Annotated in this window: 22 protein-coding genes and 1 tRNA gene; 10 read left to right on the top strand and 13 right to left on the bottom strand. The window is 50.5% G+C overall.

The features are described from left to right. Positions 1-2: 2 nt before the first annotated feature. From FQ015_RS14990 to rmf, 5 genes are all read left to right on the top strand, one after another. Positions 3-1,910, top strand: a complete 1,908-nt coding sequence (locus FQ015_RS14990) for an ABC transporter ATP-binding protein (RefSeq protein WP_160524215.1) — start codon at positions 3-5, stop codon at positions 1,908-1,910. A 129-nt stretch (positions 1,911-2,039) separates the two neighbouring features. Next, positions 2,040-3,293 carry a membrane integrity-associated transporter subunit PqiA gene (pqiA, locus tag FQ015_RS14985; protein WP_000333176.1) on the top strand — a complete coding sequence of 418 codons (1,254 nt, stop codon included), beginning with the start codon at positions 2,040-2,042 and terminating at the stop codon, positions 3,291-3,293. A gap of 4 nt (positions 3,294-3,297) precedes the next feature. Next, on the top strand, positions 3,298-4,938 hold the full coding sequence (gene pqiB / locus FQ015_RS14980; RefSeq protein WP_000445539.1) for an intermembrane transport protein PqiB: 1,641 nt from the start codon (positions 3,298-3,300) through the stop codon (positions 4,936-4,938). Then, complete coding sequence (gene pqiC / locus FQ015_RS14975) at positions 4,935-5,498, top strand: membrane integrity-associated transporter subunit PqiC (protein WP_000759110.1); 564 nt, start codon at positions 4,935-4,937, stop codon at positions 5,496-5,498. The genes pqiB and pqiC overlap by 4 nt, the downstream gene beginning before the upstream one ends. Positions 5,499-5,753: 255 nt before the next feature. Then, positions 5,754-5,921 (top strand): ribosome modulation factor, encoded by a 168-nt coding sequence (gene rmf, locus FQ015_RS14970; RefSeq protein WP_000828648.1) that lies wholly within the window; start codon positions 5,754-5,756, stop codon positions 5,919-5,921. A 69-nt stretch (positions 5,922-5,990) separates the two neighbouring features. Here the strand turns inward: rmf and fabA are convergent, their stop codons facing one another. Together fabA and FQ015_RS14960 are read right to left on the bottom strand one after the other, a co-directional pair. Beyond that, the gene (gene fabA, locus FQ015_RS14965) at positions 5,991-6,509 is read right to left on the bottom strand and encodes a bifunctional 3-hydroxydecanoyl-ACP dehydratase/trans-2-decenoyl-ACP isomerase (RefSeq protein ID WP_000227927.1); all 519 of its coding nucleotides are present in this window, start codon (positions 6,507-6,509) and stop codon (positions 5,991-5,993) included. 68 nt (positions 6,510-6,577) lie between these two features. Further along, positions 6,578-8,338: an AAA family ATPase gene (locus tag FQ015_RS14960; RefSeq protein ID WP_160524214.1), complete on the bottom strand. Its 1,761-nt coding sequence runs from the start codon at positions 8,336-8,338 to the stop codon at positions 6,578-6,580. Between the two features lie 185 nt (positions 8,339-8,523). On the opposite strand from FQ015_RS14960, the gene matP reads away from it, so the two are divergent. After that, entirely contained in the window at positions 8,524-8,976 is a 453-nt protein-coding gene (matP, locus tag FQ015_RS14955; RefSeq protein ID WP_000877161.1) for a macrodomain Ter protein MatP, read from the top strand. Between the two features lie 76 nt (positions 8,977-9,052). Here matP and ompA read toward each other — a convergent pair whose 3' ends face one another. Together ompA and sulA are read right to left on the bottom strand one after the other, a co-directional pair. Further along, on the bottom strand, positions 9,053-10,105 hold the full coding sequence (gene ompA / locus FQ015_RS14950; RefSeq protein ID WP_000750415.1) for a porin OmpA: 1,053 nt from the start codon (positions 10,103-10,105) through the stop codon (positions 9,053-9,055). Between the two features lie 356 nt (positions 10,106-10,461). Further along, entirely contained in the window at positions 10,462-10,971 is a 510-nt protein-coding gene (sulA, locus tag FQ015_RS14945; RefSeq protein ID WP_160524213.1) for an SOS-induced cell division inhibitor SulA, read from the bottom strand. 218 nt (positions 10,972-11,189) lie between these two features. Between sulA and sxy the strand changes: the two genes are divergently transcribed. Continuing rightward, positions 11,190-11,819, top strand: a complete 630-nt coding sequence (gene sxy / locus FQ015_RS14940; protein ID WP_000839153.1) for a CRP-S regulon transcriptional coactivator Sxy — start codon at positions 11,190-11,192, stop codon at positions 11,817-11,819. Here sxy and yccS read toward each other — a convergent pair. Continuing rightward, positions 11,782-13,944 carry a YccS family putative transporter gene (gene yccS / locus FQ015_RS14935; protein ID WP_000875038.1) on the bottom strand — a complete coding sequence of 721 codons (2,163 nt, stop codon included), beginning with the start codon at positions 13,942-13,944 and terminating at the stop codon, positions 11,782-11,784. The two genes, sxy and yccS, sit on opposite strands and share 38 nt — an antisense overlap. Before the next feature lie 9 nt (positions 13,945-13,953). Beyond that, the gene (locus FQ015_RS14930) at positions 13,954-14,400 is read right to left on the bottom strand and encodes a YccF domain-containing protein (RefSeq protein WP_001261235.1); all 447 of its coding nucleotides are present in this window, start codon (positions 14,398-14,400) and stop codon (positions 13,954-13,956) included. Positions 14,401-14,522: 122 nt separating this feature from the next. On the opposite strand from FQ015_RS14930, the gene helD reads away from it, so the two are divergent. Then, positions 14,523-16,577: a DNA helicase IV gene (gene helD, locus FQ015_RS14925; RefSeq protein WP_160524234.1), complete on the top strand. Its 2,055-nt coding sequence runs from the start codon at positions 14,523-14,525 to the stop codon at positions 16,575-16,577. A 31-nt stretch (positions 16,578-16,608) separates the two neighbouring features. Here helD and mgsA read toward each other — a convergent pair whose 3' ends face one another. Further along, positions 16,609-17,067: a methylglyoxal synthase gene (mgsA, locus tag FQ015_RS14920; RefSeq protein ID WP_000424181.1), complete on the bottom strand. Its 459-nt coding sequence runs from the start codon at positions 17,065-17,067 to the stop codon at positions 16,609-16,611. Between the two features lie 95 nt (positions 17,068-17,162). Beyond that, positions 17,163-17,825, bottom strand: coding sequence for a DUF2057 family protein (locus tag FQ015_RS14915; RefSeq protein ID WP_000847791.1), 663 nt, complete (start codon positions 17,823-17,825; stop codon positions 17,163-17,165). Positions 17,826-17,997: 172 nt separating this feature from the next. Here FQ015_RS14915 and FQ015_RS14910 point away from each other — a divergent pair, with 172 nt between their 5' ends. Further along, positions 17,998-18,411 carry a CoA-binding protein gene (locus tag FQ015_RS14910; RefSeq protein WP_000665218.1) on the top strand — a complete coding sequence of 138 codons (414 nt, stop codon included), beginning with the start codon at positions 17,998-18,000 and terminating at the stop codon, positions 18,409-18,411. A 44-nt stretch (positions 18,412-18,455) separates the two neighbouring features. Here the strand turns inward: FQ015_RS14910 and hspQ are convergent, their stop codons facing one another. Together hspQ and rlmI are read right to left on the bottom strand one after the other, a co-directional pair. Beyond that, on the bottom strand, positions 18,456-18,773 hold the full coding sequence (gene hspQ, locus FQ015_RS14905) for a heat shock protein HspQ (RefSeq protein ID WP_001295356.1): 318 nt from the start codon (positions 18,771-18,773) through the stop codon (positions 18,456-18,458). A gap of 57 nt (positions 18,774-18,830) precedes the next feature. After that, positions 18,831-20,021, bottom strand: a complete 1,191-nt coding sequence (gene rlmI / locus FQ015_RS14900) for a 23S rRNA (cytosine(1962)-C(5))-methyltransferase RlmI (RefSeq protein WP_039020488.1) — start codon at positions 20,019-20,021, stop codon at positions 18,831-18,833. A 94-nt stretch (positions 20,022-20,115) separates the two neighbouring features. On the opposite strand from rlmI, the gene yccX reads away from it, so the two are divergent. Next, a complete protein-coding gene (yccX, locus tag FQ015_RS14895; RefSeq protein WP_039020489.1) occupies positions 20,116-20,394 on the top strand; it encodes an acylphosphatase in 279 nt (92 codons plus the stop codon). Here the strand turns inward: yccX and tusE are convergent. The 3 genes from tusE to FQ015_RS14880 form a co-directional block, all read right to left on the bottom strand. Beyond that, on the bottom strand, positions 20,391-20,720 hold the full coding sequence (gene tusE / locus FQ015_RS14890) for a sulfurtransferase TusE (RefSeq protein WP_000904443.1): 330 nt from the start codon (positions 20,718-20,720) through the stop codon (positions 20,391-20,393). The two genes, yccX and tusE, sit on opposite strands and share 4 nt — an antisense overlap. 90 nt (positions 20,721-20,810) lie before the next feature. Then, positions 20,811-21,470 carry an FtsH protease modulator YccA gene (yccA, locus tag FQ015_RS14885; protein ID WP_000375136.1) on the bottom strand — a complete coding sequence of 220 codons (660 nt, stop codon included), beginning with the start codon at positions 21,468-21,470 and terminating at the stop codon, positions 20,811-20,813. Positions 21,471-21,676: 206 nt separating this feature from the next. Then, positions 21,677-21,764: transfer RNA gene (locus FQ015_RS14880), tRNA-Ser, on the bottom strand. Positions 21,765-21,965 lie beyond the last annotated feature (201 nt).

The raw sequence follows: 21,965 nt of genomic DNA, 5'->3' as shown, positions 1-21,965 counted from the left end.
TAATGTCATTAATCAGTATGCATGGCGCATGGCTGTCGTTCAGCGACGCGCCGCTTCTCGATAACGCAGAACTGCATATCGAAGATAACGAACGTGTTTGTCTGGTAGGCCGTAACGGCGCAGGCAAATCGACGTTAATGAAAATCCTCAACCGTGAACAAGGGCTGGATGACGGTCGCATTATTTACGAGCAAGATTTGATTGTCGCTCGTCTGCAACAGGATCCGCCGCGTAACGTTGAGGGTAGCGTTTATGATTTCGTTGCCGAAGGCATTGAAGAACAAGCGGAATACCTGAAACGCTATCACGATATTTCGCGCCTGGTGATGAACGACCCGAGCGAGAAAAATCTCAACGAACTGGCGAAGGTTCAGGAACAGCTGGATCACCACAACCTGTGGCAGTTGGAAAACCGCATCAACGAAGTGCTGGCACAGCTGGGGTTAGATCCTAACGTTGCGCTGTCGTCGCTTTCCGGCGGCTGGTTGCGTAAAGCGGCATTAGGACGCGCGCTGGTGAGCAATCCGCGCGTGTTGTTGCTCGACGAACCGACTAACCACCTGGATATTGAAACCATCGACTGGCTGGAAGGGTTTCTCAAAACCTTCAATGGGACGATTATTTTCATCTCCCACGACCGTTCGTTTATCCGCAATATGGCGACGCGCATTGTTGATCTCGATCGCGGCAAGCTGGTGACCTATCCAGGGAATTACGACCAGTATCTGCTTGAAAAGGAAGAAGCCCTGCGTGTGGAAGAACTACAAAATGCCGAGTTCGATCGCAAACTGGCGCAGGAAGAGGTGTGGATCCGCCAGGGGATCAAAGCGCGCCGTACCCGTAATGAAGGCCGCGTACGCGCCCTGAAAGCAATGCGCCGTGAACGTAGCCAGCGTCGTGAGGTCATGGGGACGGCGAAGATGCAGGTGGAAGAGGCCAGCCGCTCCGGTAAGATCGTTTTCGAAATGGAAGACGTTTGCTACCAGGTCGACGATAAGCAACTGGTGAAAGATTTTTCTGCCCAGGTTCTACGTGGCGACAAAATTGCCCTGATTGGTCCGAATGGGTGCGGCAAAACCACGCTGCTGAAACTGATGCTCGGTCAGCTTCAGGCGGACAGCGGGCGTATTCACGTTGGCACCAAACTGGAAGTGGCTTATTTCGATCAGCACCGCGCGGAACTGGATCCCGATAAAACGGTGATGGATAACCTGGCCGAAGGCAAACAAGAAGTGATGGTTAACGGCAAACCACGCCATGTACTGGGTTATTTGCAGGACTTCCTTTTCCATCCGAAACGGGCGATGACGCCGGTACGTGCGCTATCTGGCGGTGAGCGTAACCGCTTGCTGCTGGCGCGTTTGTTCCTCAAACCAAGCAACTTATTGATTCTTGACGAACCGACCAACGACCTTGATGTCGAAACGCTGGAATTGCTGGAAGAACTGATCGACAGCTACCAGGGCACGGTATTGCTGGTGAGCCACGATCGTCAGTTTGTCGATAACACGGTTACAGAATGCTGGATCTTCGAAGGCGGCGGTAAAATTGGTCGTTATGTCGGCGGTTATCATGATGCCCGTGGTCAGCAAGAACAGTATGTGGCGCTCAAACAGCCTGCGGTGAAAAAAACCGAAGAAACCGCCGTGCCAAAAGCAGAAACTGTAAAACGCAGCAGTAGCAAACTAAGCTATAAATTGCAGCGCGAACTGGAGCAGCTACCGCAATTGCTCGAAGATCTGGAGGCGAAGCTGGAAGCCCTACAGACGCAGGTGGCGGATGCTTCCTTCTTCAGTCAGCCGCATGAGCAGACACAAAAAGTGCTCGCCGATATGGCTGCTGCAGAGCAGGAGCTGGAGCAAGCCTTTGAACGCTGGGAGTATCTTGAAGCGTTAAAAAATGGTGGCTGATCGCAAAATAGTCGATTTAAACAGAGACAGCTGACAACGGTAAAATTGCCTGATGCACTGGGTTTATCAGGCATGAAAACCAACACTTTGTTAGTCATCTGTAAAATAGCGCATCATTAAGGAGTACCAATGTGCGAACATCATCATGCCGCGAAGCACATCCTGTGCTCGCAGTGTGACATGCTGGTGGCGTTACCGCGCCTTGAGCATGGTCAGAAAGCGGCATGTCCCCGGTGTGGCACAACGTTAACCGTGGCGTGGGATGCCCCTCGGCAGCGTCCTACCGCCTATGCGTTGGCTGCACTGTTCATGCTGTTGCTGTCCAACTTGTTTCCTTTTGTGAATATGAACGTTGCGGGAGTCACCAGTGAAATTACATTACTGGAAATTCCCGGCGTGCTTTTTTCTGAGGACTACGCCAGCCTCGGCACCTTTTTCCTGTTGTTTGTGCAACTGGTTCCCGCGTTTTGTCTGATAACCATTCTGTTACTGGTGAATCGCGCGGAATTACCGGTCCGTTTAAAAGAGCAACTGGCACGGGTGCTTTTTCAACTCAAAACCTGGGGAATGGCGGAGATTTTCCTCGCGGGTGTGCTGGTGAGTTTCGTTAAACTGATGGCTTACGGCAGCATTGGTGTCGGCAGTAGCTTTCTCCCCTGGTGTTTATTTTGTGTCCTGCAACTGCGCGCCTTTCAGTGCGTTGATCGTCGCTGGTTATGGGATGATATCGCCCCAATGCCAGAACTGCGCCAGCCGCTAAAACCGGGCGTCACGGGGATACGCCAGGGGCTGCGTTCGTGCTCCTGTTGCACGGCAATCCTTCCTGCTGATGAACCTGTGTGCCCGCGCTGTAGTACCAAAGGGTATGTTCGTCGTAGAAACAGCCTGCAGTGGACACTCGCACTGCTTGTTACGTCCATCATGTTGTATCTGCCGGCGAATATTTTGCCCATCATGGTGACGGATTTATTAGGCTCGAAGATGCCGTCGACGATTCTCGCCGGGGTTATTCTGTTATGGAGCGAAGGCTCTTATCCCGTCGCTGCGGTTATCTTTCTGGCCAGTATTATGGTGCCAACGTTAAAGATGATCGCCATCGCGTGGCTGTGTTGGGATGCTAAAGGACATGGCAAGCGCGACAGTGAAAGAATGCATTTGATTTATGAAGTTGTTGAGTTTGTAGGCCGCTGGTCGATGATTGACGTTTTCGTCATCGCGGTGCTCTCGGCGCTGGTGCGTATGGGAGGTTTAATGAGTATTTATCCGGCAATGGGTGCATTAATGTTTGCTTTAGTCGTCATAATGACAATGTTTTCTGCTATGACGTTTGACCCGCGTTTGTCGTGGGATCGTCAACCTGAATCAGAGCATGAGGAGTCCTGACAGTATGGAATCTAATAATGGGGAAGCCAAAATCCAGAAAGTGAAGAACTGGTCTCCCGTGTGGATATTTCCTATCGTCACGGCGCTCATTGGGGCCTGGGTTCTTTTTTATCATTACAGCCATCAGGGGCCGGAAGTGACCCTGATCACCGCGAATGCGGAAGGAATAGAAGGTGGTAAAACCACCATTAAAAGCCGTAGCGTTGACGTCGGCGTGGTTGAAAGCGCCACACTGGCTGATGATTTGACGCACGTTGAAATCAAAGCGCGGCTGAATTCCGGTATGGAAAAATTGCTGCATAAAGATACCGTCTTTTGGGTGGTAAAACCGCAGATTGGTCGAGAAGGGATTAGCGGTCTGGGTACGCTGCTGTCTGGGGTATATATCGAACTGCAACCAGGTGCGAAAGGCAGCAAAATGGATAAATACGATTTGCTGGATTCTCCACCGTTGGCCCCGCCTGATGCAAAAGGTATCCGTGTGATTCTCGATAGTAAAAAAGCCGGGCAGCTCTCGCCAGGAGATCCGGTGCTGTTCCGTGGCTATCGGGTAGGTTCGGTTGAAACCAGCACCTTCGATACGCAAAAACGCAATATCAGCTATCAACTGTTCATCAATGCACCTTATGACCGACTGGTGACCAGCAATGTTCGCTTCTGGAAAGATAGTGGCATTGCGGTTGATTTGACGTCAGCGGGAATGCGTGTGGAGATGGGCTCATTGACAACGCTGCTTAGTGGCGGTGTCAGCTTTGATGTGCCGGAAGGTCTGGATTTAGGGCAGCCAGTGGCACCGAAAACAGCTTTCGTTTTGTATGATGATCAGAAGAGCATTCAGGATTCGTTGTACACCGATCACATTGATTATCTGATGTTCTTTAAAGATTCGGTACGCGGTCTGCAACCGGGAGCTCCGGTAGAATTCCGGGGTATTCGCCTGGGTACCGTAAGCAAAGTACCGTTCTTTGCGCCGAATATGCGGCAGACATTTAACGATGATTACCGTATTCCGGTACTGATTCGTATCGAACCAGAGCGGCTGAAAATGCAGCTTGGTGAAAATGCGGATGTTGTTGAGCACCTTGGCGAATTGTTGAAACGTGGTTTACGCGGATCGCTGAAGACCGGAAATCTGGTCACTGGCGCACTGTATGTTGATCTCGATTTCTATCCAAATAGCCCTGCTATTACCGGTATTCGTGAGTTTAATGGTTATCAGATTATCCCGACCGTTAGCGGCGGCCTGGCGCAAATCCAGCAGCGTCTGATGGAAGCGTTGGATAAAATCAACAAACTGCCATTGAATCCGATGATTGAGCAGGCGACCAGTACGCTTTCTGAAAGTCAGCGCACCATGAAAAACCTGCAAACGACGCTGGATAGCATGAACAAGATCCTCGCCAGCCAGTCGATGCAGCAGTTGCCGACCGATATGCAGTCTACATTACGTGAGTTGAATCGCAGTATGCAGGGCTTCCAGCCTGGCTCCGCAGCCTACAACAAGATGGTGGCGGATATGCAGCGCCTTGATCAGGTGTTGCGTGAACTGCAGCCGGTGCTGAAAACGCTCAACGAGAAGAGTAACGCGCTGGTATTTGAAGCGAAGGACAAAAAAGATCCAGAGCCGAAGAGGGCGAAACAATGAAAAAGTGGCTAGTGACGATTGCGGCACTGTGGCTGGCCGGATGCAGCTCCGGCGAGATCAATAAAAACTATTACCAGTTACCTGTGGTGCAGAGCGGTACACAAAGTACCGCCAGCCAGGGTAATCGCCTGTTATGGGTAGAGCAGGTCGCTGTTCCCGATTATCTGGCGGGGAATGGTGTGGTTTATCAAACCAGTGATGTGAAGTATGTGATTGCCAACAACAACTTGTGGGCCAGCCCGCTGGATCAACAGTTGCGCAACACCCTGGTTGCCAACCTGAGCACGCAACTGCCCGGCTGGGTGGTTGCCTCCCAGCCTCTGGGAAGCGCCCAGGACACGCTCAATGTTACCGTAACAGAGTTTAACGGTCGCTATGATGGCAAGGTCATTGTCAGTGGTGAGTGGCTGTTGAACCACCAGGGACAACTGATCAAACGTCCGTTCCGTCTGGAAGGAGTGCAAACTCAGGATGGTTACGATGAGATGGTTAAGGTGCTGGCCAGTGTCTGGAGTCAGGAAGCCGCTTCTATTGCGCAAGAGATAAAGCGTCTACCTTAATTATAAAGATTTGTAAATATGACCGTCTCCGGTATGTAGCCTGAGGCGGTTTTTTTGTTTCTAAGGTGCGGAAAAAGTTGTTCCTCTTCACATTTTTTGTACAACCGACATGCCCGTGTAGCTCACAAATATGACAGTGGCGTGAATTTTGCGCATTGACGGCAGTTATGATTCGCGGTATTGCTTAACTGTGATTGCACATTTAGTAATCACTGTTTTCTTTTCCACCAGAAACCAGTATGAGGGAAACGAGGCATGAAGAGACAAAAACGAGATCGCCTGGAACGGGCACATCAACGTGGTTATCAGGCCGGCATCGCCGGACGCTCAAAAGAAATGTGTCCCTATCAGACGCTGAATCAAAGGTCACAATGGCTGGGAGGCTGGCGAGAAGCCATGGCGGACAGGGTAGTAATGGCCTGATTCTGTCTCTTTAAAAAGAAACCTCCGCAATGCGGAGGTTTCGCCTTTTTATACTCTGTCTGATTTCAATCAGAAGGCAGACGTATCCTGGAACAGACCGACTTTCAGGTCGCTGGCGGTGTAAATCAGACGACCATCAACCAGCACTTCGCCATCTGCCAGACCCATAATCAGACGACGATTAACAATGCGTTTAAAGTGAATACGGTAGGTCACTTTTTTTGCTGTCGGCAGAACCTGACCAGTGAATTTCACTTCGCCAACACCCAGTGCGCGGCCTTTACCTTCGCCGCCCAGCCAGCCGAGGTAGAACCCTACCAGCTGCCACATTGCGTCCAGGCCCAGGCATCCCGGCATAACCGGATCGCCAATGAAGTGGCATCCGAAGAACCACAGATCCGGATTGATATCCAGTTCTGCTTCAACATACCCTTTGTCGAAGTTACCACCCGTTTCGGTCATTTTGACCACACGGTCCATCATCAGCATGTTCGGTGCTGGCAATTGCGGGCCTTTAGCGCCAAACAGTTCACCGCGACCAGAGGCAAGAAGGTCTTCTTTTGTATAGGATTCGCGTTTATCTACCATGTTCTCTGTAAGCCTTATTCTATTGAAGCACGCAGGATAGCTAACACGTGTACGCTGAACAAGTCCGATCAGTTCGGAATAAACCAGTTCAGCCAACGTAATGGCCATGGAAAACGGTGACGTCCTTCCTGTTGCGATGCTTGCGCGATACGTTCCTGGATGGTTTGCATCAGCGTCGTTTGGCCTTCGCCATCCCACACCAGATTTAATAATAACGGCAGTGCTTCAGTCACATCGTCTACTGCCCAGATGGTGAATTTGCCTTCTTCTACCGCTTTCACCAGTTCACTGTGAAGACTTAAATGGCGAACGTTAGCAGTGGGGATAATGACACCTTGTTTCCCCGTTAACTCACGTTGCTGGCAAATAGCAAAGAAGCCTTCGATTTTCTCATTTAAACCACCGACCGGCTGGGCGCGACCGAACTGATCGACTGAACCTGTGATAGCGATACTCTGATTCACAGGCACATCGGCGAGGGCGCTTATCAGGGCGCAGAGTTCAGCCATCGAGGCACTATCGCCATCCACTTCACTGTATGACTGCTCAAATGTCAGCGATGCTGAGAAGGGGATCTGTTGCTCAAGCTGTAGTTCCGACATCAGGAACGCCTGCATGATCATCATCCCTTTCGCATGGATATTGCCGCCAAGCTCCGCTTTGCGTTCGATGTCGGTGAATTCACCATCGCCAATATGCACAACGCAGCTAATGCGAGAAGGTTCGCCAAAAGCGCGTGGATGACCCGGAAATTCAATGACCGAAAGGGCGTTAATTTGCCCGATGCGTTCGCCTTCGGTTTCAATCAGGATTTGCTCCTGAAGGATCTCATCCTGCATGCGTACAGCGAGGAAACCTTCACGCCATTCACGCTGCTGTAACATTAAGTTTAGCTGCTCGCCGGAGAAGGTGTCGCCATCACACAGTGAGGCGACCTCTTTACACTGGCGGAGGATCCACTGCGGGCTAAGCGGCAGTGTTTCTTGTTCACCGGTGTAGCGTGCGGCTTCGCGAATAAGTACCGGCCAGGCATCCGCTCCCGGTGCAGGTAAGTGGTTATGTCTGGCGGTAAATGTCACCCAACGACACCACTGGTTTACTGACTCCGCATCGACAATCTGCAGAGTATCTTCAAATTCGCTATAAATAGCCTGCTCAGCAAGCTCTGGCTCCATCTCCTGGAAATCAGCTAATGATTCGCGTTCGCCTACCAGAATGACTTTCAGCTTCAATGGCATCGAAGGCACAGAGACGGGGAGAGGGCGCGACTCATCAAACGCAACCCAGTCAAAACGCTCGCGGTTAACGATATTTTTCAGCCGCATCCACAGCAGAGGTTGCGCCAGCAGTGTACGCAAAGAGATGATGAGAATACCGCCATTTGCCTGATGCACCAGACCTGGCTGCAGGGTAATGTCACCATTAAACTGGCGCAGGCAGCCAAAGAGTTGTTCCGCTTCTACCCAGTCGGCAGCGACAACCTGCGTTAAAGTCGCAAAATTATCATCTGCACTCACTGCGTTACGTAAGCGGATGGTGTGGCCGGAAACCTCATAGTGACCGCCCACCAGTTGGCCTGCATCGCTTTGTAGCGCACGCGCGGCATCGGCAATAAGATTCAGATACTCAGACTCTTCCGGGGCCTTCGCCAGCATAAAAGAGGAGGATGCTCGCGTATGCAGCAACTGCTCCAGCGCAAATTGCAGTCGCGGTTGAGTATCACTGAATAAAGGATCGTTTTCGTCAATCAAATGTGGCTGAGCATATATTTCCTGATAGCTATCGGTATCAGGAACCAGGTCACGCCATGCAAGTTTCGTAATGGTCAAAGTTGATGTTTTTTAGTCTGTTGTCAAAGCCGCGATTATACCGTAACCGGCACTGCAGCACACGTAGAAAGCACCGACAATACTCCTGGCATGGGCGTTAAAGCTCACAGGATGGAGATTCTTTTCTTCACTGGCCTAAAAAGCTGATATTCTGTAAAGAGTTACACGGTAACATTGAGATCGCTATGAAATATCAACAACTTGAAAATCTTGAAAGCGGTTGGAAATGGAAGTATCTGGTGAAGAAGCACCGCGAAGGGGAGTTAATCACCCGTTACATAGAAGCCAGTGCCGCCCAGGAAGCCGTCGATGTGTTGCTCTCGCTGGAAAATGAACCCGTGCTGGTAAATGGCTGGATTGACAAGCATATGAATCCGGAACTGGTCAATCGCATGAAGCAAACCATTCGGGCCAGACGGAAGCGCCATTTTAATGCGGAACACCAGCATACGCGCAAAAAATCGATCGATCTGGAATTTATTGTCTGGCAACGTCTGGCTGGTCTTGCGCAGCGTCGCGGTAAAACGCTTTCTGAAACGATTGTTCAGCTGATTGAAGATGCGGAAAACAAAGAGAAATACGCGAATAAAATGTCTTCTCTAAAGCAGGATCTGCAGGCATTGCTGGGTAAGGAATAACTGTCGAAAGTCAGTTCAATTTACGCAAGGCGAAAAAAAACCCCGCAGCTGCGGGGTTTTTCTATCAGACGATAACTTAAGCCTGCGGCTGAGTTACAACGTCTTTGATGCCTTTAACTTCGATCTCTACGCGACGATCCGGAGCCAGGCAGTCGATCAGCGCAGCACGCTGTTTCACGTTGTCACAGGTGTTGCCAGTAACCGGGTTGGATTCACCCATACCACGTGCAGAGATTTTGTCTGCCGGGATACCTTTGGAGATCAGGTAATCAACAACGGACTGAGCACGACGCTCGGACAGACCCTGGTTGTAAGCGTCAGAACCGATGCGGTCAGTGTAACCCAGAACAACTACGGAACCATCTTTCGGATCCAGGTTGCTCAGCTGGCTGTACAGCTGATCCAGAGCAGCCTGACCTTCCGGTTTCAGGGTTGCTTTGTTGAAGTTGAACAGAACGTCAGACTTCAGAGTGAAGTGCTTGGTCTGTACTTCCGGTGCCGGAGCTGGTGCCGGAGCAACTACTGGAGCTGCTTCGCCCTGACCGAAACGGTAGGAAACACCCAGGCTCAGCAGGCCGTTGTCCGGACGAGTACCGATGGTGTGTGCGTCACCGATGTTGTTGGTCCACTGGTATTCCAGACGGGTAGCGATTTCAGGAGTGATCGCGTACTCAACACCGCCAGCGAAGACCGGAGAAACACCGGTATCGTGGTCTTTAAAGGATGCGCCACCAGGTACGTTAGCCTTGGTGTCTGCACGCCATACCATACCACCCAGACGAGTGTAGATGTCCAGATCGTCAGTGATTGGGTAACCCAGTTTGGCGGTCAGTTGAACGCCCTGAGCTTTATATGCGCCATTGATGTTGTCGCCTTTGTACGGCATACGACCTAACCAGTCGTAACCCATTTCAAAGCCAACATACGGGTTAACCTGGTAACCACCAAAAGCACCTGCACCCAGTTGGTTTTCGTGGGTCGGACCATTGTTGTTGATGAAACCAGTGTCATGGTACTGGGACCAGCCCAGTTTAGCACCAGTGTACCAGGTGTTATCTTTCGGAGCGGCCTGCGCTACGGTAGCGAAACCAGCCAGTGCCACTGCAATCGCGATAGCTGTCTTTTTCATTTTTTGCGCCTCGTTATCATCCAAAATACGCCATGAATATCTCCAACGAGATAACACGGTTAAATCCTTCACCGGGGGATCTGCTCAATATTAACTCTACCGATATCTTCGGCTTATGCCGAGCACCCCTGGCGATGTAAAGTCTACAACGTAGTTGAAAACTTACAAGTGTGAACTCCGTCAGGCATATGAAAAAAAAGTCTTGTATAAGGTACGTTTAATCTTTTTTGTCAGCGACAATTTACAGAAGAAAATCGCGGAAACCGCTTCAGACAAGCCTCTGCAAGGAAAATTAGTCACGACTGAAAGCATTGGCTGGGCGACAAAAAAAGTTCCAGGATTAATCCTAAATTTACTTAATGATACAAATTAGAGTGAATTTTTAGCCCGGAAAGTTGTCTCGTTGCGTGAGAGGATGCGCTTACCGGACGCATAATAAACCCCATAGCGTTACCTTCATTTGCCGCATCAACAAGTTCAGCATGCTCTTCTTCAGTCAAATCATCTGCCAACCAACCGATCACCACACTGTAATTGCCCGTGCGTAAAGCGCGAACCATTGACTCCACAGTGTGGCAAGGGGAGAGCTGGCTAATCTGCATCACTTTCGTTAAGGGTAGCCCAGATGCCTGAACCCATTCCCGACTCAGTTTTTGTTGCGGTGTTAACCAGAGTTGCCAGCGCGATTGCTGACCGAGTTGCTGTAACAATGGCAACAGTAGAAGTTGCGTCATCATGGGCTGATCTTCGCGATAGACAACTTCACTGATAAGCCCGGCTGTAGTGTTATCCGTAGAGACACGCGCAATTTTACTTGCTGCGGATGAGAACGACGAAGAACGATGTGCATAGCCTGAAGTGTACATAATCAATCCAGCCCCTGTGAGTCACTGTATGTATGTACAGTACATCCAGTGACGACAAAGATCAACCCTATTTTCGGAAAGAGCCTCGCAAATTTTGTCGTTAGTGACGGGAAAACATAAATTAATCTTGCCCCTTAAGAATAAGTTGCCTATTTTCGTAGTTAACGGATCCGTTAATGTGAATCATTCTTTTATGTTATGATTTTAAAAGGAATTTTATGAAAAGCCTCTCCTATAAGCGGATCTATAAATCACAAGAATACCTGGCAACGTTGGGCACAATTGAATACCGATCATTGTTTGGTAGTTACAGCCTGACCGTTGACGACACGGTGTTTGCGATGGTTTCTGATGGTGAGTTGTATCTTCGGGCTTGTGAGCAAAGTGCACAGTACTGTGTAAAACATCCGCCTGTCTGGCTGACATATAAAAAGTGTGGCCGATCCGTTACCCTCAATTACTATCGGGTTGATGAAAGTCTGTGGCGAAATCAACTGAAGCTGGTGCGTCTGTCGAAATATTCTCTCGATGCAGCGCTGAAAGAGAAAAGCACGCGCAATACCCGGGAAAGACTGAAAGATTTGCCCAATATGTCTTTTCATCTGGAAGCGATACTCGGGGAGGTGGGGATTAAGGATGTACGGGCGTTACGTATACTTGGGGCAAAAATGTGTTGGTTGCGACTGCGGCAGCAAAACAGTCTGGTGACAGAAAAGATTCTGTTTATGCTTGAAGGGGCCATTATCGGCATTCATGAAGCTGCGCTCCCGGTGGCACGCCGCCAGGAGCTTGCAGAATGGGCTGACTCTCTTACGCCGAAACAGGAGTTTCCTGCGGAACTTGAGTAATCTGGCGTTGCAGACGACCAATCTCTGGCAGTAATGCAATCAATAACCCGACTTGTTGTACGACCAGAGGTTCTTTGCTGTCTGCCCGTGGTTCAAGTTGCTGCATCCGCTGTTTCAGGTCAGCTAATGCCTGATTGACGCGTTCTTCATCAGCAGGTTGATGATGTAGCGCGTCATCAACATAGCAAACTGCGTCATCAAGAAACGCCAGAATTTCAGGATTAGTTAACTGCTCCCGGTGAGCACCGAGGGCTGAGATATAGCTGGTAAACGTATGGTTAAGGCACAGCAACCGAAACGCGGCCTCGCGAATTTGCGGGGTAACGTTCGGCTCGCTGGACATATTTGATACCACCGACGCCAGTTCAGCATCACGGTTGTGTGCATCGCGGCGGGCAATACGATACGCCAGACGGTTATCACGCCCCTGATGGTATTGCTCCAGTATGGCATCGAGATAGCGACAGTTGGCCTCGGTGGCACGTTCGAGCATGCGCGGCAGATTGCGAAACTTCCAGTCAGGCCAGATGTAGCTCACCGCCGCCCACGCAATGGCACAACCAATCAGCGTATCGATTACGCGAGGTAACGCCACTTCAAAACCTTCACCCAGCAAGTTAAAACACAGTAGCACTAAAAGTGTGATGAACATCGTTGCATGGGCATATTGCACGTTACGGAAGGCAAAAAAGAGCACGCCGGTAATAACCAGCAGCACCAGCTGCCCTTCCAGTGACGGCACAAACCACAGCACAGGAATGCCAATGGCGATACCTACCAGCGTACCAATAATCCTTAACTTCAGGCGGTGGCGCGTGGCGTTATAGTTTGGCTGGCAGACAAACAAACTTGTCAGCAAGATCCAATACCCGTGATGCATTCCGGTTATCTGAATGATGGCGTAGCCGAAGCACAACACCAGCGACATTCTTACCGCATGACGGAAGAGGGCGGATTCCGGTGTGAAGTGACGGCTAAGACGCAGCCAGATATCACTCAATCCGTGCGGGCTGTCATCAGCGAGCTCATTTTCGTCATTATTATGGGGCAGTGCCTGGGCCTGTTCTGATTCAATTGTTGCCAGTTGGGCATCAATAGCGCGTAAATTGTTCAGCAAAAATCCCAGTGTTTTGAGTAAATCGGCAGGCGCGCCGTTATCGCGCATCCGCTCCAGCGCAGCATCAATATGCGTAAAAGCGCGCTCAAAATGCGGATCATGTTGATAAGGCTGACGCAGCAAAATACAGCGTGACAGTTGCTGGCACGCCTGGCCCTGCATCGACATCAGTCGCTGAAAACGGAACAGCACGTCGCTGTGGCGAAAATGTTCACGCAATGTTTGATACTGAATATGAGAAGAGCTGGCACGCTCGTGAATATCCTGCGCGACAAAGTAATAATGCAGCGTGCGACGCGTTCCCCGTTGACCACGATCGCCACGTAAACGGGTCAGCAGCGAGAGTTTCGTCTGATTCAATGTCGCCATCAGCTGACCGTTGGCGAGAGCCAAATCGTACAGCGGTGCCTGGCTTTCATCTTCAATATCAGGATCAAACATGCGTGACTTGAGCTCAAGGTAACGCGCCAGTTGTTCATAGCAACGCGCCAGGTTGTCCTGCAGCGGGCGGACCGGGAACAGTAGATGACCAATAAGTGTCAGGACGTTGTACCAGACGGCACCGGCCAGCAGATACATCGGCTGCTGATACCAGTGCTCATACAGTGACGTCCCCAACATAGTGTAAATGGCGATCAGTAACGCACCGAAGGCAATTGTTGCATAGCGTTGACCCAGACCGCCGAGCAAAATGAAGCCGCTGGTAGAGAGCGTTAAACCAATTGCAAATAGCCAGGGCCAGGGAAACAGCAATTCTACTGAGGCCGAGGCGATAAAAAAGCAGAACAGCGTAATGATGAGGTTACGCAAACGTCCCGCCAGCCGGTCATCGAGATCGGTCAGCGCCGCTGCCACCATCCCCAGCGTCAGCGGAATCGTCAGTTTTACATCACCCAGCCACCACGGAAACGCTGTGGTTCCACAAAGCGCAATAAAAATACGCGCGTAATACAGCCAGGCGCTGTTCCAGGTATAGCGTTTGAGCAAAGGACTTAGCATAAAGGCCATATTAGTGGATTATTCAAAACGACGACGTGCATTGGCTTCACGCGCAGCTTGCGCTGTTTCTACCGATACCACGCGACGACCGACCGGCCATAGTGCAATAGCGGCAATTTTAAAGTTCGCAATGCCGACAGGAATGCCAATGATGGAAATACATTGTGCGATGCCCGTTGCAATGTGCATCAGGCATAACCACCAGCCAAAGAAAATCAGCCAGAAAATATTCAATACCGTACCGCCAGTATTCAGCAGCACATTTTTGCCAGCCGGGTTCAGTTCATCGACATGAATAGCTTCATTGCCATAAGGCACCAGAGACAGTTTAGTGATCTCCCAGCAGGATCGTGTCAGCGGTAAGGTAAAAATTAGCACAATACTGACCAGAGTCGCCAACAGCCAGCCCAGAGTGGTGGCAAATCCGCCAAGCACAAAGTTCAGAATGTTCAAAACGGTACGCATAAAACCTCGCTTTACTGTGGTTTTCAGTAATGGGCGGCAATTGTAACGTTTTTTTGGGCTGGAGCACGTTTTCTCTGACGGTTACACTGATAAGAAATCATTTCGTGTGGATCTACAGAGTCATGGAACTGAAAGCGACAACGCTTGGAAAACGTCTGGCACAGCACCCTTACGATCGGGCGGTGATCCTCAATGCCGGGATTAAAGTCTCCGGCGATCGCCACGAATACCTTATTCCTTTCAATCAATTACTGGCAATTCACTGTAAGCGCGGTCTGGTATGGGGCGAGCTGGAATTTGTGCTGCCGGACGAAAAAGTGGTGCGTCTGCACGGCACCGAATGGGGCGAGACGCAGCGTTTTTACCATCATCTTGATGCTCACTGGCGGCGGTGGAGTGGGGAGATGAGCGAAATTGCGGCTGGTGTTTTACGCCAGCAACTGGATTTGATTGCCACGCGTACCGGAGAAAATAAATGGCTGACGCGTGAGCAAACCTCTGGCGTGCAGCAACAAATCCGCCAGGCTTTGTCGGCGTTGCCGTTGCCGGTTAACCGACTGGAAGAATTCGATAACTGCCGTGAGGCGTGGCGTAAATGTCAGGCCTGGTTGAAAGATATTGAAGGCGCACGGTTGCAGCATAATCAGGCGTATACAGAAGCCATGCTTACCGAGTATGTGGATTTTTTCCGCCAGGTCGAATCTTCACCGCTGAATCCGGCGCAGGCCCGGGCAGTCGTTAACGGCGAGCATTCTCTGTTAGTGCTGGCAGGTGCAGGAAGCGGAAAAACGTCGGTGCTGGTGGCCCGTGCAGGCTGGTTTCTGGCGCGAGGTGACGCTGCTCCTGAACAAATTTTATTGCTGGCTTTTGGTCGCAAAGCCGCTGAAGAAATGGATGAGCGTATTCGCGAACGGCTACATACCGAAGACATTACCGCGCGCACGTTTCACTCGTTGGCACTGTATATTATTCAGCAGGGCAGCAAAAAAGTGCCGACAGTCAGCAAACTAGAAAATGATACCGCTGCCCGTCATGAACTCTTTATTGCTGAGTGGCGTAAGCAATGTAGCGAAAAGAAAGCGCAGGCGAAGGGCTGGCGGCAATGGCTGACGGAAGAAATGCAGTGGTCAGTGCCAGAAGGTAACTTCTGGGATGATGAGCAATTACAGCGTCGTCTTGCTTCTCGCCTCGATCGCTGGGTAAGTCTGATGCGAATGCACGGCGGTGCACAGGCAGAAATGATTGCCAGTGCGCCCGAAGAGATTCGCGATCTGTTCAGTAAACGTATCAAGTTGATGGCCCCGTTATTAAAAGCCTGGAAAGGTGCGCTGAAGGCAGAAAACGCTGTCGATTTTTCCGGCCTTATTCACCAGGCGATTGTGATTCTGGAGAAAGGTCGCTTTATCAGCCCGTGGAAGCATATTCTGGTTGATGAATTTCAGGATATCTCGCCGCAGCGTGCAGCGTTGTTAGCGGCATTACGCAAGCAAAACAGTCAAACGACGTTGTTCGCTGTTGGCGATGACTGGCAGGCGATTTACCGTTTCAGCGGTGCGCAAATGTCGCTCACCACCGCTTTCCATGAAAACTTTGGTGAAGGCGATCGCTGTGATTTAGATACGACTTATCGTTTTAACAGTCGTATCGGTGAGGTGGCAAACCGGTTTATTCAACAGAACCCGAATCAGCTGAAAAAGCCGCTAAACAGTTTAAGTCTTGGTGATAAAAAGGCCGTCACGTTATTGGATGAGAACCAGCTTGATGCTTTGCTGGATAAGCTCTCTGGTTATGCCAAACCGGAAGAGCGCATTCTGATGCTGGCGCGTTACCATCACATGAGGCCTGCCAGCCTGGAAAAAGCGGCAACACGCTGGCCGAAGTTGCAAATCGACTTTATGACCATTCATGCCAGCAAAGGGCAACAGGCGGATTACGTCATCATCGTTGGCTTGCAGGAGGGGAGTGATGGTTTTCCGGCTGCGGCGCGGGAGTCGATTATGGAAGAGGCGCTACTGCCACCGGTTGAGGATTTTCCGGACGCTGAAGAACGGCGGTTAATGTACGTGGCGCTGACCCGGGCACGCCATCGGGTATGGGCATTGTTTAACAAAGAGAATCCCTCTCCCTTTGTCGAAATACTGAAAAATCTGGATGTGCCGGTGGCGAGAAAACCGTAGGAAACAGGTGGCGTTTGCCACCTGTGTAATATTACTTCAGACGGTCCGCGAGATAACGCTGATAATCGGGGATCAGAATATCGACCGCGTCGTTGAAATGCGGTGACTGGATAATGAAGTCTGCCGTTGCCACGTTGGTGGCAACCGGAATGTTCCATACCGTCGCCAGACGCAGCAAGGCTTTCACGTCAGGATCGTGCGGCACGGCATTTAGTGGGTCCCAGAAGAAAATCAATACATCAATTTTACCTTCTGAGATCAATGCGCCAACCTGCTGGTCCCCCCCCATTGGGCCACTCAACATCGCGTTGACGTTCATGCCGGTCGCGCGGGAAATTAAGTTACCGGTAGTGCCTGTTGCATACAGTACGTGTTGTTCCAGTAACGGTTGATGCCGTTCCACCCAGCTCATCAGCATTTGTTTGCAGTGATCGTGTGCCACCAGCGCAATATGTTTCCGCGCAGGTAAAGTACGTGTCGTCAGTTCCATAATGTACATCCGTAGTTAACTTTCCTACAGATTACTGTAAGCACTTATCGCTGCAAGAGAAAGACCGAAAAAGCCTGCGCACAGGCACAAAAATCTCAGGAAGATGGTTGTTTTTCCGCCCATTGCAGAAAAGTATTTCGCGTTTGTGGGTCAGCCAGTTTAAACCAATACTTCAGCCGCTGTTCTGTGAGCACCTGAGACTGCGGTGGAATAGCATCCAGCTCGGAAACACCCGAAAGCAGCGTGCTGTCATCTGCCATCATCGTGGCAAATTGCGGTAGTGAAGCGCGTTTCGCGGATTTGTTATAACGTTCAACCTCGACCTCATAATCAATCGTTTTTGCCGTTGAGGTAATGGCGAGAATATCCAGCTTTACCGGAATCGGCGTCGCATCGCCATCCAACAATTCAAGGCGCGGCGCGGCATCAAAATGGTTAGCTTCCCGCTCATTCTCCAGGCGAGGCAGGCGAAAATTGACCTGGTTGATGAGCTGGGTATTAAAACTGACCACTAGTGGTGGGGAGATATACAGCCGTTCTTCACTATTGGAAAGATGAATCGTCTTCTCAACGCGAAACACTAACTGATGTGGTCCATTATCCAGTTCAATGCTGTCCGCACCGCGCAGCAGAGAGCTGGAAACCTTCTTGCCGTCGAGTACCAGAAGATCGACATCGGTTGAAAGCCGCAGCGTGGTGGCAAAAACGGATACCGGCAAACATAATGCAATCAAGGTGGTCACGATGCCGGTTTTCATAGGTAGCTCCTGTCAAAAGACCGCCCGAATAATAATGTGTCAAAATTTTTCTTTAATCATACTTACTAACATATAGACATAATTCCCGCTTTTGCTCTCATTCATTCGTATTAGCTGCATGGTTGGCATGTCGGCTTTGTCGTACACTTTGTTAAACAGTCTGGAGGAAATAATGAAAGAAACCGATATTGCAGGCATTTTAACGTCCACTCACACCATTGCGCTGGTGGGGGCAAGCGACAAACCCGATCGTCCCAGCTATCGCGTGATGAAATATCTACTCGACCAGGGGTATCACGTCATTCCGGTTTCACCAAAAGTTGCCGGCAAAACGCTGCTGGGCCAGCAGGGATATGGCACGCTGGCAGAAGTTCCGGAAAAAGTCGATATGGTCGATGTTTTCCGTAATTCAGAAGCGGCGTGGGGCGTGGCGCAGGAAGCGATCGCCATTGGCGCGAAAACCCTCTGGATGCAACTGGGGGTGATTAATGAGCAAGCGGCAGTACTGGCACGGGATGCCGGGTTAAATGTGGTGATGGATCGCTGCCCGGCTATTGAGATCCCTCGCCTGGGCCTGGCCAAATAAAAAATCCCCGGAAGGCCAAAACCTTCCGGGGATTTGTTCAGGGATTAGTTACGCAGACGCGGGGCCTGAAGTTGTTTGCGGATGGTCTGCGCCAGCTCATCCATGGATGGCTGTTCAGGATGTTCATCCTGCAATTCGCTACTTAGCTGGGCTTCAGCCAGGTAGGTATGAACCGGTAGGCCGTTATCGTCCTCCATCACCACGTGATACCACGGAGCGGCGCGAAGCTCGTCATTCACCGCCAGCTCATCAGGCGACGGTTCAGAGAGCGAATAAACCGGGTCGATATCCACGACCACTCCGAGATAACCTAACAGGGAATGGCGGACCTGCTGGCCGATACCGAATTTGCTGGCAATCATAGTCACCTCCCGGGAAATCTTTACCTTTGATATAAGGGTAAAATTCCACATTTCAAGTTACATGACGCGACAGGCAAACCCTTTCAGATATAGCCCTTCCGGGTAGGTAGCGATCACCGGATGATCGGCTGCCTGACGGAACTGCTCTATAAATTGTACATCACGACCGGCATCAATTGCGGCATCCGCGATGATTTTCTGAAATAAATCGCTGGTCATCAGACCGGAACAGGAGAAAGTCAGGAGAACTCCGCCTTCATTCAGCAACTGAATCGCCAGCATGTTGATGTCTTTATAGCCACGACACGCACCCATCAACTGGCTTTTATTCTCAACAAACTTCGGCGGGTCCATCACGATAACGTCAAATTTTTCACCGCGATCGCGATAAGTACGCAGCAATTTAAAGACATCATCACGGACAAACTCAGCCTTGCTCAGATCCAGTTTGTTCAGCTCAACATTCTGCCGTGCAATATCCAGCGCTTCCTGGGAGGTATCAACGCTGACAACCTGGCTGCAACCGCCCATCAATGCCGATACGGCGAAACCACCGGTATAGGAAAAACAGTTCAGTACGCGTTTATTTTCAACGTAGCGGCGGGTAGCCAGGCGGCTGTCACGCTGGTCCAGGTAGTAGCCCGTTTTGTGCCCGTGCTGAATGTCCACCAGCAGCTTCATGCCGTGTTCTTCAATCGGCAGCAGGGCAGGCGGTAGCTCTCCGGTAACGGGGCCCTGGGTCAGTTCCATCCCTTCTTTTTTACGTACCGCAACGTCGCTGCGATCGTAAATTGCACATTCCGGGTAGAGCGTTTGCAGGGCGCTAATTAATGCCGCACGCTGGTATTCCGCGCCTGCGCTTAGCAGTTGCAGTACCAGAAAATTACCGAAACGATCGATAGTAATACCCGGCAGGCCATCAGATTCTCCGGCGATTAAACGATAGCTGTCGAGGCCATCTTTTTGCGCCAGCCAGTCACGCCATTTTTGCGCTTGTTGCAAACGGCGGGTAAAAAAAGCAATGTCAATGGATTCAGAGGGGTCAAACGTCCAGACGCGCGCCCGGATTTGCGAAGCTGGCGAATAAGCGCCGCGTGCTAACCATTTTCCCTGATGATCAACAATATCGATGGTTTCACCGAGGCTGGCTTTACCTTCCATGCGGGCAACGGCCCCGGAAAAGACCCACGGATGGCGACGAAGTAATGATTTTTCGCGCCCTTTGGCTAACACTAAACGTACACTCATAATTTACTTTTCTGTCGATGCAAAGAAATGGGCGTCATTGTCCGGAGTTTTCCATGGATTTGCAACGCGTCCATTAAGGATAAGGAGAGCAGCAATGTCGAAAGTCTGCATAATTGCCTGGGTTTACGGGCGAGTTCAGGGCGTAGGATTTCGCTATACCACGCAGTACGAAGCGAAAAAACTCGGGTTAAGCGGCTACGCCAAAAATCTTGACGATGGCAGCGTGGAAGTGGTTGCCTGCGGTGAAGAAGGGCAGGTGGAAAAATTAATGCAGTGGTTAAAGAGTGGCGGCCCGCGTTCTGCACGTGTGGAACGGGTGCTCAGCGAGCCGCATAATCCCTCGGGGGAATTAACCGATTTTCGTATTCGTTAGATACATTTTACCGGTTTTGGCAGGCCAGCAATTTTGGTGGCTTGCTTAGCCGGACCTTTCGGAAACAGTCGGTATAAATAGCGGCTGTTACCTTTTTCTTCGCCAAATTTATTCGCCATCGCTTTTACCAGCATACGAATCGCCGGAGAAGTATTGAATTCCAGATAGAAATCACGCACAAAACGCACCACTTCCCAGTGTTCTGGTGACAGCGTAATCCCTTCGTTCTCTGCAATCACCACTGCCAGCGGCTCACTCCACTGACTGCTTTCTTTGAGATAGCCTTCGGTATCCGTTTCTATCTCTTTACCTTCGAAGATCAGCATAATTATTACTACCTTAATCAGACTGGCGGCAGTGTAACAAAAAACAAAGCCCCGCATAAAGCGAGGCTATGAAAGTGTTAGCGGGTGAGATTAATCGCGGCTGGCGAAGCCCAGAATGCTCAGCAGGCTGACGAAGATGTTGTACAGCGAAACATACAGGCTAACCGTGGCACGAATATAGTTCGTTTCACCGCCATGAATGATGTTGCTGGTTTCAAACAAGATAGCGCCAGAGGAGATCAGAATGAAGACCGCGCTGATCGCCAGATGCAGGGCAGGCAGCTGCAGGAAGATATTAGCAACCATACCAATCAGCACCACCACAATACCCGCCATCAGCATACCGCCAAGGAACGACATATCTTTGCGGGTGGTCAGCACATACGCAGAGCAGCAGAAGAACACTAACGCCGTTCCGCCCAGTGCCATAGCGATTACGTCACCCATTCCGGCAGACAGATAGGTATTCAGAATTGGTCCGAGGATATAACCCAGAAAACCGGTAAAGGCGAATGCGGAGATAATTCCGGTCGGCTTATTCGCCGTTTTATAGGTCAGGAACATCAAACCATACATACCCACCAGCGTCAGAATCAGACCCGGAGATGGCAGCATCAGCACCGTACTGGCAGTTGCGGTAATCGCCGAAAAGGCCAGCGTCAGGCTCAGCAGAAAATAGGTATTACGCAGCACCTTATGGGTGCTAAGCAGCGATGTACGGTCATGTGAAGAACTAACAATACGATCCATTGAGTCACTCTCTATGACAGATGTAATTAATTAAGCAGCATAATGATAATGCGTAAGGGCACCCAGAAGTTTTACCCATCTTTACGCATTTGATCTGGAACAGGTTTAACAGTGGATTATCAGGTCATTAAGCAAATATAACGCCCTGAGAATTTCGACAGGCAAAAGAAAAAGGGGTTAGCATTTAGCTAACCCCTTATCTTATTTGGCGGAAGCGCAGAGATTCGAACTCTGGAACCCTTTCGGGTCGCCGGTTTTCAAGACCGGTGCCTTCAACCGCTCGGCCACACTTCCGGAATGACGCGCACTATAAACATCCCGATGCGGCGTGTAAACCCCTAATTTGTTCGTTTGCCTGAAAAACAGCCAAAACCGCATTGATAGCGTGAAATAACAGCAGTTTGATCATTTCATCACCATGAATTCCTTCTCTTTTACTCGTTTAGCAACCGGCTAAACATCCCCACTGCCCGGCAAAAAGAAAAATAGGTCCAT

Source organism: Escherichia sp. HH26CH (genome assembly GCF_009820205.1).
In the GTDB taxonomy this organism is placed as follows: domain Bacteria; phylum Pseudomonadota; class Gammaproteobacteria; order Enterobacterales; family Enterobacteriaceae; genus Escherichia; species Escherichia coli_F.
Note: the sequence above shows the minus strand (reverse complement) of the source record. Positions and strands in the feature narration are given on the sequence as shown.